The sequence below is a fragment of the Flavobacterium sp. ZE23DGlu08 genome (genome assembly GCF_030505335.1).
Lineage (GTDB): Bacteria > Bacteroidota > Bacteroidia > Flavobacteriales > Flavobacteriaceae > Flavobacterium > Flavobacterium algoritolerans.
The window spans coordinates 2513765-2526818 of the sequence record NZ_CP130045.1; the positions used below are offsets into that span (position 1 = coordinate 2513765).

Genomic DNA, 13054 nt, shown 5'->3' on the forward strand with positions numbered 1-13054 from the left:
ATCTGGGCTAAAAATAAGACATATTGACATCATTTGTAAATAGGTATGACCTTTGCATTAAATCGAATCACAAGATATTACGTAAAACTTAGAACAAAAAAATATGAACTACGGTAAAGAATTTAAAAAATTTGCTACAAAGGACCACGGCGTAAACTCCATGTATTACGATAAAATCGTAGGCGCAATGACTCCTAAAAACATGACTCCATATATCATTGAAGAACGTCAGTTGAATATTTCACAATTAGACGTTTTCTCAAGGCTGATGATGGACAGAATTATATTCCTTGGAACAGGAATTGATGACCAAATCGCAAACATCGTTCAAGCACAGTTATTGTTCCTTGAAAGCGCCGATGCTTCTAAGGACATTCAAATTTATTTGAATTCTCCAGGAGGAAGCGTTTACGCAGGATTGGGAATTTATGACACCATGCAATACATCAAACCAGATGTAGCGACTATTTGTACAGGAATGGCAGCTTCTATGGGAGCAGTGCTATTGTGTGCAGGAGCTGCAGGAAAACGTTCGGCATTGCCACATTCAAGAGTAATGATTCACCAACCATCAGGTGGAGCTCAAGGAGTAGCAACAGATATGGAAATCAACTTACGCGAAATGTTGAAACTGAAAGATGAGTTATACAAAATTATCTCTCACCACTCTGGACAAACTTTCGAGAAAGTACACAATGACAGCGAGCGTGATTATTGGATGATTGCCGAAGAAGCAAAAGCATACGGAATGATTGATGAAGTTTTAATAAGAGGATAAAAATAGTTACAAGTTTAAGGTTTGAGGTTTAAGGTTGCTGCGGGAACTTTAAACTTTAAACTTTTTAAACTTTAAACAAAAAAAGAATGGCAAAAGTAGTATTAGAGTGTTCGTTTTGTGGAAGAAAGAAGCCAGAAACCAATTTATTGATTGCTGGTATCAATGCACATATTTGTGATAAATGTATCGAACAAGCACACGGAATTGTTTTAGAGGAATTAAAATCCAGCGGGAGTTCAAAACTGGTTGGTGATTTGATTTTGAAAAAACCAAAAGAAATCAGAGCGTTCTTAGATCAATATGTAATTGGACAAGACCAAACTAAAAAAGTAATGTCGGTTGCGGTTTACAATCACTACAAACGTTTGATGCAACAGCAATTAGACGATGAGGTTGAGATTGAAAAAAGTAACATCATCATGGTGGGACAAACAGGAACAGGAAAAACATTGGTGGCTAAAACCATTGCAAAAATGTTGGATGTACCTTTGGCTATTGTTGATGCAACGGTATTAACTGAAGCAGGTTATGTAGGAGAAGATGTCGAAAGTATTTTGACACGTCTTTTGCAAGCTGCTGATTATGATGTTGCTAAAGCCGAGCGCGGAATTGTATTCATTGACGAAATAGATAAAATTGCTCGTAAAAGTGACAATCCATCTATTACGCGTGACGTTTCCGGTGAAGGGGTGCAACAAGCATTATTGAAATTATTGGAAGGAACCGTTGTGAATGTACCACCAAAAGGAGGACGCAAGCACCCGGACCAAAAATTTGTTGAGGTCAATACACAAAACATTTTGTTTATTGCCGGTGGTGCTTTTGATGGAATCGAAAGAATTATTTCGAAACGATTGAACCGTCAGGCTGTAGGTTATTCGACTTCAAAAAATGTGGATAATATTGACAAAGACAATTTGTTGCAATACATTATCCCAAAAGACATCAAAGATTTTGGATTGATTCCTGAGATTATTGGTCGTTTGCCAGTATTGACACACATGGATCCTTTAGACAGAGAAACCTTGCGTGCGATATTGACACAACCTAAAAATGCGTTAATCAAGCAATACGAAAAATTGTTTTTGATGGATGAGGTAACTTTTACCATCACAGACGAAGCCTTAGATTTCATTGTGGATAAAGCATTAGAATATAAGTTAGGTGCTCGTGGATTGCGTTCGTTATGTGAAGCTATTTTAACTGATGCGATGTATGAATTGCCAAGTTCTGATGATAAAATCTTAGAAATTGACAGAGAATATGCCAAAGAAACGTTGAATAAAAATTTATTGAAACGTTTGGAAATTGCTTCGTAATTTGAATTCTGATAAAGATTAATTGTAATCTTTTCTAAAAATAGTAAACCTGTTCATTCATTTGAGCAGGTTTTTTTATGTATTATTTTAAAGTTATATTCTTGATTATAAAAGAGAACCGACTTTAAATATTTTGTAAATTTATAGTCGGAAATTTAAAAAAGGAACTTTAAATGATAACAGTACAAGGCACAATAAACGCTTCAATTGAGAAAATTTGGGAATTATGGACTGCTCCGGAACATGTCATGAAGTGGAACAATGCCTCAGAGGATTGGCATACTCCTTTTGCGGAAAATGACTTGAAAGTGGGAGGGAAATTCAAATACACCATGGCTTCAACAGACGGTACAATGCGTTTTGATTTCGAAGGAATTTATAGGAATGTGGTGAATCCTTCTTTAATAGAATACGAAATGGCAGATGGGAGAAAAGTGAAAATTGTTTTTGAAAAAGATGCAGAAGGCATAAAAGTGATAGAAAGTTTTGATCCGGAAACAGTAAATCCTGAAGAAATGCAGAAAAATGGCTGGCAGGCAATTTTGGATAATTTTAAAAAATATGTTGAAAATGCAACCCTTTAAAAACGTACAAAATGACAAAGCAAATATGGCTTAATTTGCCGGTAAAAGAGGTGGCGAGATCAAAAGCATTTTTCGCCAAAATAGGTTTTTCTTTTAATGAACAATACGCTACTCCGCAATCAACATGCTTGTCAGTTGGAGCTACTCATTTTGCAGTCATGCTTTTTGAGGAAGCGGTATTTGAAGGTTTTGTACGAAATAAAATTACAGATACACAATCAAGTTCTGAAGTATTAATTTCAATTGATGCAGAAAGCAGGGAGGAAGTGGATGAGTTTGCCAAGAAAGTAGAAGAAGCCGGAGGTACAGTTTTTGACAAACCAGCCGAAATTCAAGGGTGGATGTATGGCTGTGGTTTTGCGGATTTAGACGGACATCGCTGGAATATGTTATACATGGATTTTAGTAAAATGCCCAAACAGTAGGATTTAAGTCAATTTAAAAAACAAACAAAATGACAACACTGGAATTTAAAATCGAGATAAATGCTCCCAAAGAAAAAGTTTGGGGCGTTTTATGGAATGAAGAAACATACAAACAATGGACCTCTATTTTTTGTGAAGGGTCTTATGCAGAAAGCGATTGGAAAGAAGGCAGTAAAATTCATTTTTTATCTCCAAACGGAGACGGGATGAACAGCATTATTTTCAAGAAAATTGATAATGAATACATGGCTTTTAAACATTTGAGTGAAATCAAAAAATTTCAGGAAATGCCTTTTGATGATGCGACTCAAGAATGGACGGGTGCCATGGAAATGTACCGTTTGACCGAAGACAATGGAATTACTGTTTTAGAAGCTAAAATGGATGCAGTCGAAAAATACATCGATTATTTCAAAACGACATGGCCAAAAGCGTTAGATTTGGTAAAGAAACTTTCAGAAGAGAAATAATATATTAATTTAAAAATCACAATCATGGCAGCAATTAATCCGTACTTAGTTTTTAATGGAAACTGCGAAGAAGCATTTCTATTTTATAAATCAGTATTTGGTGGGGAATTCCCTTATATTGGAAAATTTAAAGACATGCCGCCGGCAGAAGGGAATCCCGTGCTTTCTGAAGCGGAAGGCAATAAGACTATGCATGTTACTTTGCCTATCGGTGACGGGACAATCCTGATGGGAAGCGACAGTAATTCGGCAAGTGGAGAAGTTGCTTTTGGACAAAATATTTCACTTTCAATTAATACTGCGAGTAAAGATGAAGCGGATAAATTGTTTAACGGACTTTCGGCAGGAGGAACGGTGACGATGCCAATGAATCAAACCTTTTGGGGTGCTTATTTTGGAATGTTTGCTGATAAATTTGGAATCAATTGGATGGTAAATTTTGACGAAAATGAAAAATAATTAGCGTTAAAACAAATTCGGGCGTACTCTTGGATTGCGTTTTTCTCATAAAAATAAACCTGTTCATTCATTTGGACAGGTTTTTTTATAGGTAATTTAAACTATTTGTTATTGTTTAAAAAAAGGAACATTATTTTTTTTTATCAACGTCAGATTGACGATTTTTGTCCATTCTAAATCAAATAATTATAAAATGCAGGTACAAGACATAGAGGTTATTTTATTAAAAGTTTCTGGTCAGGACAAACCAGGGGTAACAGCTGGTTTAACATCCATTTTGGCGACTTATGATGCCATTATTTTAGATATTGGACAAGCAGATATTCATGATACGCTATCTTTAGGTATTTTATTTGAAATAAAAGCGGGGTCTTCCTCTGGACCTGTTTTAAAAGATTTATTGTTTAAAGCCTATGAATTGGGTGTTAAAGTTAAGTTTATTCCGATTTCTATTGCTGATTACGAAATTTGGGTAAAAGCACAACGCAAACAACGCTATATCATCAATGTTTTGGGAGAAACATTAACAGCGGTACAATTAGCGGCTGTGACTAGAATTTTGTCCAACCAAAATTTGAATATTGACGCTATCAAAAGATTAACGGGTAGGGTTTCTATCATTGATAAAGAAGAGTTTCCTCGTTCATGCATACAATTATCGGTAACGGGAACGATTGTCGATAAAACGTTCATGACAGCTAGTTTTATGGAAATTTCCAGAACATTGGATGTGGATATTTCTTTTCAAGAAGACAATATGTATAGAAGAAACAGACGTTTGGTGTGTTTTGATATGGATTCGACCTTGATTCAAACGGAAGTAATTGATGAATTGGCTGAGTTAGCGGGTGTGGGTGAGCAAGTAAAAGCCATCACGGAAGCAGCGATGAATGGCGAAATTGATTTTAGCGAAAGCTTCAAACAACGTATGGCTTTGTTAGAAGGTTTGAGTGAAGAGGTGCTGCAAAGCGTTGCTGAAAATTTGCCTATAACAAAAGGAGCGCATCGTTTGATGAAAGCCTTGAAATATTACGGCTATAAAACTGCTATTTTATCAGGAGGATTTACCTATTTTGGTCATTATTTGCAAAAAGAACTAGGAATTGATTACGTTCACGCCAATGAATTGGAAATTAAAGATGGTAAATTGACGGGCAACTATATCGGCGAAATTGTTGATGGTAAAAAGAAAGCAGAATATCTAAAAGCCATAGCGCTAAAAGAAGGCATTCACATCAATCAAACTATTGCTGTGGGTGATGGAGCCAATGATTTACCAATGTTGAATTTAGCAGGTTTAGGAATTGCTTTTCATGCCAAACCTACGGTAAAAGAAAAAGCAGAAAGTTCTATTTCCAGTTTAGGCCTCGATGGTGTTTTATACCTGTTAGGGTATCACGACAGACATATTGATATGATGGAGGAGGAATAAAAGATTCCAATAATTATAAAAAAAGGCTGTCCAAAAAGTAATTTTCGGACAGCCTTTTTTATGCTTTAACGGTAAACCCTTTTTCAGGTATTTCCTGTGTTTGTTTTTCGGGAGATTTACAAATTCCTCTGGCGCCACAACTCATTCTATGCGGTCCACAGGAACTCAACAAAAAAAGTGTAATCAAGATGTAGAAAGTATTTTTCATCTTCTCGTTTTTTTATACGGTTTGAAACTGCATGGTTTTCAGTTGTTCCAGATAATCTCTTTGGTTGGATAATCTTGGAATTTTATGTTGTCCGCCGAGTTTATCTTTGTCTTTTAACCAATCATAAAACAAATTTTTTCGGGCTACATTTATTACTAACGGGTTTAGCGTCATGTTGTTGTAGCGCTTTGCTTCATAATCTGAATTTAAAGATTGTATGGATTCATCCAGTGCTTTCTGGAATTGAGATACATCCGCTGGATTGTCTTTGAATTCAATCATCCATTCATGGGCGCCTTTTTCTTTACCTTCCATAAATATAGGGGCAACAGTGTAATCAACTACTTCCATTTGGGTCATTTTACACGCTTTGGCAATAGCCTGATCCGTGTTTTCGACCATCAATTCTTCTCCAAAAACATTGATGTGATGCTTTGTTCTTCCCGTTACCCGAATTCGGTATGGATTTAATGAGGTGAAACGAACGGTGTCGCCAATCAAATAGCGCCACAAACCGGAATTGGTGGTAATCACCAAAGCATAATTTTTGAACAGTTCCACATCTGCCAATCGAATTACTTTTTGTTCCGGTGTCCCAAAAGTATCCATTGGAATAAATTCATAGAAAATTCCGTAATCCAACATCAATAATAAATCACTGGAATAATTTAAATCCTGAATGGCAAAAAAGCCTTCGGAGGCATTGTATATTTCGTAATATTTAAAATCTTTTTTAGGGAGTATTTTTTTGTATTGGTCTCGGTAGGGTTCGAAATTTACACCTCCATGAAAGTACACTTCCAAATTAGGCCAAAGTTCAAATAAATTTCCCTTTCCGGTTTCTTCCAGCATTTTATTCATTAAAACCAACATCCAGGAAGGAACTCCGGCAAAACTGGTTACATTTTCATTTTTTGTTTCGTTTATAATGGCAGCAATTTTAGTTTCCCATTCGCTCATCAAAGAAATTTTGTTACTTGGCGTACTGCTGAACTCCGCCCAAATAGGCATGTTTTCAATTAATATTGCTGATAAATCGCCAAAGAACGTATTGTTGTCTTCATAGATTTGGGAACTTCCGCCAAGACGCAGACTTTTTCCAAGAAACAGTTCTGAATCTTCGTTGTTATTTAAATACAAGCACAACAAATCTTTGCTTCCTTTATAATGACAATCTTCCAGCGCTTCATTGCTCACTGGAATAAATTTACTTTTGGCGTTGGTTGTTCCGCTTGATTTTGCAAACCATTTTATAGGTGTTTCCCAAAAAACATTTTGCTCTCCTTTTCGTGTTCTTTCAATCAACGGCTGTAATTCTTCGTAGGTCGAAATAGGAATTCTTTCGGCAAAAGTCGCATAGGAATGTATCGAAGCATACTCATATTCTTTGCCTAATGCAGTGTTTTTTGATGACTGAATTAAATTCATAAGCAATTCTTCCTGAACCTCATTCGGGTATTTTAGGAAAAGTTCAATCTGATGGATTCTTTGTTTTAGAACCCAAGAGGCAAACGAATTGATTATGGTTAGAGGCATATAGATTTCAGATTGTTGATTAACGATTTTAAATTTCAGATTTTTTTCTATTGTAAAAAGGTTGAAATTTAAGATTTGAATATCGATTGACAAATACTAACTTTGTCAAAGTATCAAAAATAGTGTTTTTTTATAAAAAACAATTCTATATTATAGTAAAGATTTTAACTCAGAAATGGGCTTCTAATAATGGGCTTCTAAAATCATAAATCGTTAATCAACAATCTAAAATCGCAATGACATACGAAGGTGTACTTACAAAAATGCAAACGGAATTTGGAAATCCGATTCAATATTATTTGGTTTTTGAGAATAGTTTTTTGAATGTGAATCAGTTGCTGAATAAAGAACTCGAAATCAATTTTGTGGGATACCAATGTTTGAATTGTGGCAAGAAGAAAAAAATATTCCGTCAGGGATTTTGTTATGATTGCTTCTATTCCAGTGCGGCTGTTGGAGATTGGATTATGAAACCGGAGTTAAGTACGGCTCATCTTGGGATTCAAGACAGGGATTTAGCGTATGAAGAAAAAGTACAACTGCAACCGCACATTGTATATTTGGCTTTGTCGAGCGAAGTCAAAGTAGGAGTGACCAGGAAAACGCAGATGCCGACACGATGGATTGATCAGGGCGCAACCCAAGCCATTTCAATTGTCGAAGTTCCTAACCGATATTTAGCTGGAATTACCGAGGTGGCGCTGAAAAATCATTATGCCGATAAAACCAATTGGAGAAAAATGTTGACCAACAATGTGGAGCAAATTGATTTGGTTGCGGAACGATTGAAAGTAGAAAATTTGATTCCAGCAGAAGTTCAGGAATACTTTTATTCGCAGAAAAATGATTTGTACGAGATGCATTATCCCGTTTTACAGTATCCAAATAAAGTAAACAGTTTGAGCTTGGATAAAAAACCACAATTTCAAGGAAAGCTCACCGGAATAAAAGGACAATATTTACTTTTTGAAGACGGAACAGTTTTCAATATCCGCGGTTCAGAAGGATATGTAGTACAGATTAATGTATAAAATTTAATAAAAAAGCAGGAATCTCAAGTTAGAAATTCCTGCTTTTTAGAATGTATAAAATCTACCATTTTGATTCTACTGGCTTTTTTTGTAATTTCTTAATGGTTTAATTGTAAATAGAAGTTGTTTTCATAACACATTTAGTAAAGCCGTTATTTTAATTTAAATTATTCTTGTTGTACTTTAGGCTCTTCTGCTTTTTTCTTTTTATTTAAAAATCCATTTAATAAATCTTTAGCCTTAGTTTTCACCTCTTCCTTAGTTGCAGGAGTTGTAGGAGTCGCCGTTTTTGTGGTATCTCCCGGTTTCTTGTTTTTATTAATGAAATCAGTCAAAGCCGAAGTTCCTTGTTTTACCAATCTGTCTTTTTGTTGGTTTACTAATTGAGTTGTCAATTTGGTTACAGCACTGTTGATGTCAGTTGTGATTTTTGGATTCGTGAAATTCCCAACTAATATTGCATTTATCGGAATGCTTTGCACTTTAGCAGCATCCGCAGGAGATAATTTTGCAATTAGCGCATTCGCCTCTGAACCCAAATATTTTGCAGGAACATCAAATTTTAAATTGTAATTCATACTTTGGTCAAAACCATGCGTTCCTCCAATAGTGGCTTTGATGTCTTTGTACTTGATATCAAATGGTTTCACATTTACTTTTCCATCTTTGAACGTAACCGCCGCTTTCAAATCATTCAAATTGATTTTACTTACATCAATGAATTTTAAGTTAGATCCTAATGCAGTCAGTAAAGTCGAATTAGCAGAATTTACTGTCGTAGAAAGCAATTGCCCCAATAAATCTCCGGTAAGCGTTTTCAAGTCAGGAGTCAATTCTGTTGCGTCAAGATTTCCGTTCAATTTGATACTTGAATTTAATTTTCCGTTGATGATTCCGGCAATAGGAGCGATTTTTTTCAGCATGTCCAGTTGAGTGAAAGACTGCGCGATATCGACTTGATTTAATTTTAAATCCATATTGAAAACTGGTGTTTTTCCTTTTGTGGAAACAGCTCCATTCACTCCGATTGTCCCTCCGAAAATAGAAGTTTTTACATTTTCTAAAGTTACTTTTTCGTCTTTCACAATCAGTTTTCCCGATACATCTTTCAGGGTCAAATTATCATATAAAACCGTAGTCGCTTTTGCGGTAAGCGTACAATTTAAGAAAGCAGGAATCTTCATGGCTTCTGCTTTTTTAGTTGCTGTTTTAGTAGTTTCTCCGGTTGTCATAAAATCATCTACGGCCAATTGTTTAGAATTCATGTTGAAGTTTCCTTTCAATTCTTGATTTCTAAAGATAAAGCCGTAAAAATTTTCTAAAATTCCCGTTACACTAATGTCGCTTTTTCCTGTAGTCGCGTTCAGTTCTTTCAAATTGACCTGACTAGGATTAAATTGTACCAAAGCATTGCTAATGTTCATTGTTTTACCGTTTTCATCCACATAGTTGAAACCAGACAAACTCATGGTTCCTGCATTATTGATGTTTTGATACTGACTTTTCTCTACAGATTGCATGTCAAATTTCGTTGTCACATCGGCCTTTAAAATCCCTGACAATGGCTTGTCTAGCTTTATAGGATAGGCTTTCGAAAGGTTAGCTAGATTGATAGTTCCTTTTAAAGCGGCATCAACAATTGCATTTTGTGTTATGTTTCTAATGTTGGCTTTGGCATTAAAAACATCTTGGTCAATTTTGAAAGAGAGCTTATCCAAGTTGACATAAGTGTCATTCAGAATTCCTGTTTCATTTATAATTTTAGTGTCAATAACGATGTTTTGAACTGATTTTGGTAAATTAGGATATTGAAATGAAGCGTTATTGGAAGCAATTTCAATATTAAATTTTGGCACCGTTGTGTCTGAATACAAGCCTTTTGCAAAACCCGCCACAGTAAAATCCCCGGTGGTTTTCACGTTGTCCAAACTCGATGCGTACGCTGCAGGAATAATTCCCAAGAAATTTTTGAAAGATGAAGTTGGCGTTTTAAATTTCAAATCATATTGTTGGCCCGTTTCCAACATTTGAATAAAACCATCAAATTCCAGCGGCAATTGATTGATTAATGCTTTATTTTCTTTGAAGGTGTATTTGCTTTTTTCTAAATCGATTCCCAAAACTGCGTCCAGCGTCAAGGCGACATTATTCATGTAATTGACTTTGTCCATATCCAGCGATACTTTTGCAGTTGATTTGGTAACCAAATCTAATTTTTGGGCTGCAAAATCTCCTGTTCCTTCATGGTTTAGACTGTCGATTACCATTTTTATTTTTGAACTTTCGTCAAAATAGCGAAACTTGAAATTCTCGATTTTATACTCTTGGATTTTTAAGGATAACGGACTGCTTTTTCCATCGTCTTTGGCTTTGTCATCTTTCAAAGCAATGTCGTAATTCCCGATTCCGTCTTTATTAAAAATGATATTGATTAATCCATTTTTCGAAGTGATTCCGTCAATAGACATCGCTTCGTCTTTACCTTTAAAAAGTTCTTTGATAGACATTTTTAAATTCAATTCGCCTAATGAAATCAATGTGTCACCTTCAAAAGGAGCTTTGTTTATAATGACTAATTTTTCCAGCGTCACATTCGCATTTGGAAAATTTTTGAATAAGCTTAAATCTGCTTCTGCAAAAGAGACTTTGGCATCTACTTTGGCATTGATGGCTTCAGAAATTTTAGCTTTTATTTGATCTTTAAATAGATAAGGCGCAGCAAATAAAGTCACGACGAGCAGGATAATCAGAATTCCAATGATTTTTAAAACTTTCTTTACCATAATTTATTTCTTTAGATTCTATTAGTGTAACAAAAACAATGCCTTCTGTTCTTTTACAAAAATAGTATTTTTAGGACAGAGTGATTTTTTTGACGTTTTTTATAAACAATAATTTAACTTTATGATATAAAAAAATCCGTTTTAGTAATTTCTAAAACGGATTTTTTAATGAGTTATAAAATTTTAATGAATATTAATTTCAAAAGGCATTAGGGCCTGAACTCCTTTCTGTGCTTGCAATTTTTTTATTTGTTGCATGATTCTATAGTTTTCTTCACCGATTTCTTCTTTTATAAAGTCTTCTTTAGATTTTGCAAAAGGAAGATTAGCTAAAAGATCATCGAAGTTTTTCTCGTATTCCGGGTAATTTTGGGTACTGTAGCTTTTTATTTTTGCCAAAGAAGCTGCTTTTGCAATAGCATCATCTAAACCTCCAATTTTATCTACAAGTCCAATTTTCAATGCTTCGGAACCGGTCCAAACTCTTCCTTGTGCGATAGCATCTACTTGTGCAAATGTCATTTTTCGACCTTGTGCTACATGTGTAACAAATGTTTTGTAAATGTGTTCAACACCTTCTAAGGTAACTGCTTTGAAATTTTCATCGATTGGAACAAAAGGACTGTAATTTGCTGAGTTTTGATGTGTTTTAACTTGCTCGGTATGAATTCCAATTTTAGTGGCCAATGGTGTAAAATTAGGTAATATTCCAAAAACACCGATAGAACCCGTAATTGTGTTTTCTTCAGCAAAAATGGTGTTGGCGTTACACGCAATGTAATACCCGCCAGAAGCAGCGTAATTCCCCATAGAAACAACTACTGGTTTTACTTTTTTAGTCAATTCAATTTCTCTCCAAATTAAATCAGAAGTCAAAGCACTTCCGCCTGGACTATCAATGCGAAGTACAATGGCTTTTACATTTTTGTTTTTTCGAGCCTCTTGAAAGGAACGACGCATAGAACCTTCGCCAATAACGTTCACATCGCCTTCACCGCCCATAATTTCTCCTTGGGCATAAATAATGGCAATTTCGTCATTACTGTCAAAATTTTGTGAAGTCGTAGCGATTTTTTGAGCATAATCTACAACAGATACTTTGTTGTAATCTTCGTCATTGGCTACTTTAAGTGCTTTTCGGATGGCATTGTGATACACATCTTCATAGGCAATAATGTCAACTAATTTTTGTGATTTTGCCATTTCTGGAGTTCGAGCAAGAAGTCCATTGGCAATTTCATTCAATTTAGCTACAGATATATTTCGGCTTTTAGAAATGTCAGCGGTGATTGAATTCCAAACTGAATTTAATAATGCAGTAGTTTGTTCTCTGTTGGCATCACTCATTTTATTTTCTAAAAATGGCTCAACAGCACTTTTGTATTTTCCGTGACGGATTACTTCCATTTTCAACCCTGATTTTTCCTGAAAATCTTTAAAGAACATAAGTTCAGCAGAAAGACCTTTGAAATCCATATCTCCAACCGGATTTAAGTAAATTGGGCTTGCAACAGAATTTAGATAATATTCTTTTTGTGAATACGAATTGGCATAAGCCATGACGAATTTCCCTGATTTTTTAAAGCTTTCCAAAGCATCTCTCAATGCCTTGCTTTGTGCCATTCCCAGTGAGGAATCGTTGTTTAGAATAGAAATACCTTTAATGTCGGTATCCGTTTTTGCTTCTTCAATGGCGTTGATAATGTCTGATAAACCTACTTTTTTGTTTTCTGAAAAAATTGTTACCCAAGGATCTTTATATTTTCCGGCATAATCGTTTCTGATGTCTTCCAAATTCAATTCAATAACAGAATTGTTTTTCACCGTAACGCCTTCAGATTCACCACCAAAAATGGCTCCGATGAGGATGATTCCAAAAAAGAACAACATGAAAAAAACAAAAATACCTATAATGGTCGCCAATACATTTCCTAAAAATCTCATAATTATATTTTTTTAATATGTCGCAAAAAAGATAGAAATGTTACAAACAATTGTTTCGTATTTCCGAGTTTAATTATCAACACAG

The 13054-nt window shown here is 35.0% G+C and carries 12 protein-coding genes; 8 read left to right on the forward strand and 4 right to left on the reverse strand.

All coding sequences use genetic code 11. The annotated features are described in order from the left end of the window. Positions 1-103 precede the first annotated feature (103 nt). From clpP to serB, 7 genes are all read left to right on the forward strand, one after another. Positions 104-778 (forward strand): ATP-dependent Clp endopeptidase proteolytic subunit ClpP, encoded by a 675-nt coding sequence (gene clpP, locus Q1W72_RS10950; protein WP_039108847.1) that lies wholly within the window; start codon positions 104-106, stop codon positions 776-778. A gap of 86 nt (positions 779-864) precedes the next feature. Next, the gene (clpX, locus tag Q1W72_RS10955; RefSeq protein ID WP_099714373.1) at positions 865-2097 is read left to right on the forward strand and encodes an ATP-dependent Clp protease ATP-binding subunit ClpX; all 1233 of its coding nucleotides are present in this window, start codon (positions 865-867) and stop codon (positions 2095-2097) included. A 173-nt stretch (positions 2098-2270) separates the two neighbouring features. Next, the gene (locus Q1W72_RS10960) at positions 2271-2681 is read left to right on the forward strand and encodes an SRPBCC family protein (protein WP_302135209.1); all 411 of its coding nucleotides are present in this window, start codon (positions 2271-2273) and stop codon (positions 2679-2681) included. A gap of 11 nt (positions 2682-2692) precedes the next feature. Then, positions 2693-3106 carry a VOC family protein gene (locus Q1W72_RS10965; protein WP_302135210.1) on the forward strand — a complete coding sequence of 138 codons (414 nt, stop codon included), beginning with the start codon at positions 2693-2695 and terminating at the stop codon, positions 3104-3106. Positions 3107-3135: 29 nt separating this feature from the next. After that, positions 3136-3576, forward strand: coding sequence for an SRPBCC domain-containing protein (locus tag Q1W72_RS10970; protein ID WP_302135211.1), 441 nt, complete (start codon positions 3136-3138; stop codon positions 3574-3576). Between the two features lie 24 nt (positions 3577-3600). Next, entirely contained in the window at positions 3601-4035 is a 435-nt protein-coding gene (locus Q1W72_RS10975; RefSeq protein ID WP_302135212.1) for a VOC family protein, read from the forward strand. Between the two features lie 193 nt (positions 4036-4228). Further along, positions 4229-5467, forward strand: a complete 1239-nt coding sequence (gene serB / locus Q1W72_RS10980) for a phosphoserine phosphatase SerB (RefSeq protein ID WP_121342823.1) — start codon at positions 4229-4231, stop codon at positions 5465-5467. 58 nt (positions 5468-5525) lie between these two features. On the opposite strand, the gene Q1W72_RS10985 is transcribed toward serB, so the two are convergent. Both Q1W72_RS10985 and Q1W72_RS10990 read right to left on the reverse strand, forming a co-directional pair. Next, positions 5526-5675 carry a hypothetical protein gene (locus Q1W72_RS10985; protein WP_302135213.1) on the reverse strand — a complete coding sequence of 50 codons (150 nt, stop codon included), beginning with the start codon at positions 5673-5675 and terminating at the stop codon, positions 5526-5528. A 12-nt stretch (positions 5676-5687) separates the two neighbouring features. Continuing rightward, a complete protein-coding gene (locus tag Q1W72_RS10990; RefSeq protein ID WP_099716259.1) occupies positions 5688-7211 on the reverse strand; it encodes a GH3 auxin-responsive promoter family protein in 1524 nt (507 codons plus the stop codon). Between the two features lie 236 nt (positions 7212-7447). On the opposite strand from Q1W72_RS10990, the gene Q1W72_RS10995 reads away from it, so the two are divergent. Then, a complete protein-coding gene (locus Q1W72_RS10995; protein ID WP_121342822.1) occupies positions 7448-8242 on the forward strand; it encodes a DUF2797 domain-containing protein in 795 nt (264 codons plus the stop codon). Between the two features lie 167 nt (positions 8243-8409). Here the strand turns inward: Q1W72_RS10995 and Q1W72_RS11000 are convergent, their stop codons facing one another. Then, positions 8410-11025, reverse strand: a complete 2616-nt coding sequence (locus Q1W72_RS11000) for an AsmA-like C-terminal region-containing protein (RefSeq protein ID WP_302135216.1) — start codon at positions 11023-11025, stop codon at positions 8410-8412. Between the two features lie 183 nt (positions 11026-11208). Then, positions 11209-12969, reverse strand: a complete 1761-nt coding sequence (gene sppA / locus Q1W72_RS11005; protein WP_121342820.1) for a signal peptide peptidase SppA — start codon at positions 12967-12969, stop codon at positions 11209-11211. Between the last annotated feature and the right edge of the window lie 85 nt (positions 12970-13054).

Bases quoted from the DNA above. Each gene is read 5' to 3' on its own strand.
- Q1W72_RS10970 (WP_302135211.1), top strand. From the start codon at position 3,136: ATGACAACACTGGAATTTAAAATCGAGATAAATGCTCCCAAAGAAAAA.
- Q1W72_RS10995 (WP_121342822.1), top strand. From the start codon at position 7,448: ATGACATACGAAGGTGTACTTACAAAAATGCAAACGGAATTTGGAAAT.
- sppA (WP_121342820.1), bottom strand. From the start codon at position 12,969: ATGAGATTTTTAGGAAATGTATTGGCGACCATTATAGGTATTTTTGTT.
- Q1W72_RS10960 (WP_302135209.1), top strand. From the start codon at position 2,271: ATGATAACAGTACAAGGCACAATAAACGCTTCAATTGAGAAAATTTGG.
- Q1W72_RS11000 (WP_302135216.1), bottom strand. From the start codon at position 11,025: ATGGTAAAGAAAGTTTTAAAAATCATTGGAATTCTGATTATCCTGCTC.
- clpP (WP_039108847.1), top strand. From the start codon at position 104: ATGAACTACGGTAAAGAATTTAAAAAATTTGCTACAAAGGACCACGGC.
- serB (WP_121342823.1), top strand. From the start codon at position 4,229: ATGCAGGTACAAGACATAGAGGTTATTTTATTAAAAGTTTCTGGTCAG.
- Q1W72_RS10965 (WP_302135210.1), top strand. From the start codon at position 2,693: ATGACAAAGCAAATATGGCTTAATTTGCCGGTAAAAGAGGTGGCGAGA.
- Q1W72_RS10990 (WP_099716259.1), bottom strand. From the start codon at position 7,211: ATGCCTCTAACCATAATCAATTCGTTTGCCTCTTGGGTTCTAAAACAA.
- clpX (WP_099714373.1), top strand. From the start codon at position 865: ATGGCAAAAGTAGTATTAGAGTGTTCGTTTTGTGGAAGAAAGAAGCCA.
- Q1W72_RS10985 (WP_302135213.1), bottom strand. From the start codon at position 5,675: ATGAAAAATACTTTCTACATCTTGATTACACTTTTTTTGTTGAGTTCC.
- Q1W72_RS10975 (WP_302135212.1), top strand. From the start codon at position 3,601: ATGGCAGCAATTAATCCGTACTTAGTTTTTAATGGAAACTGCGAAGAA.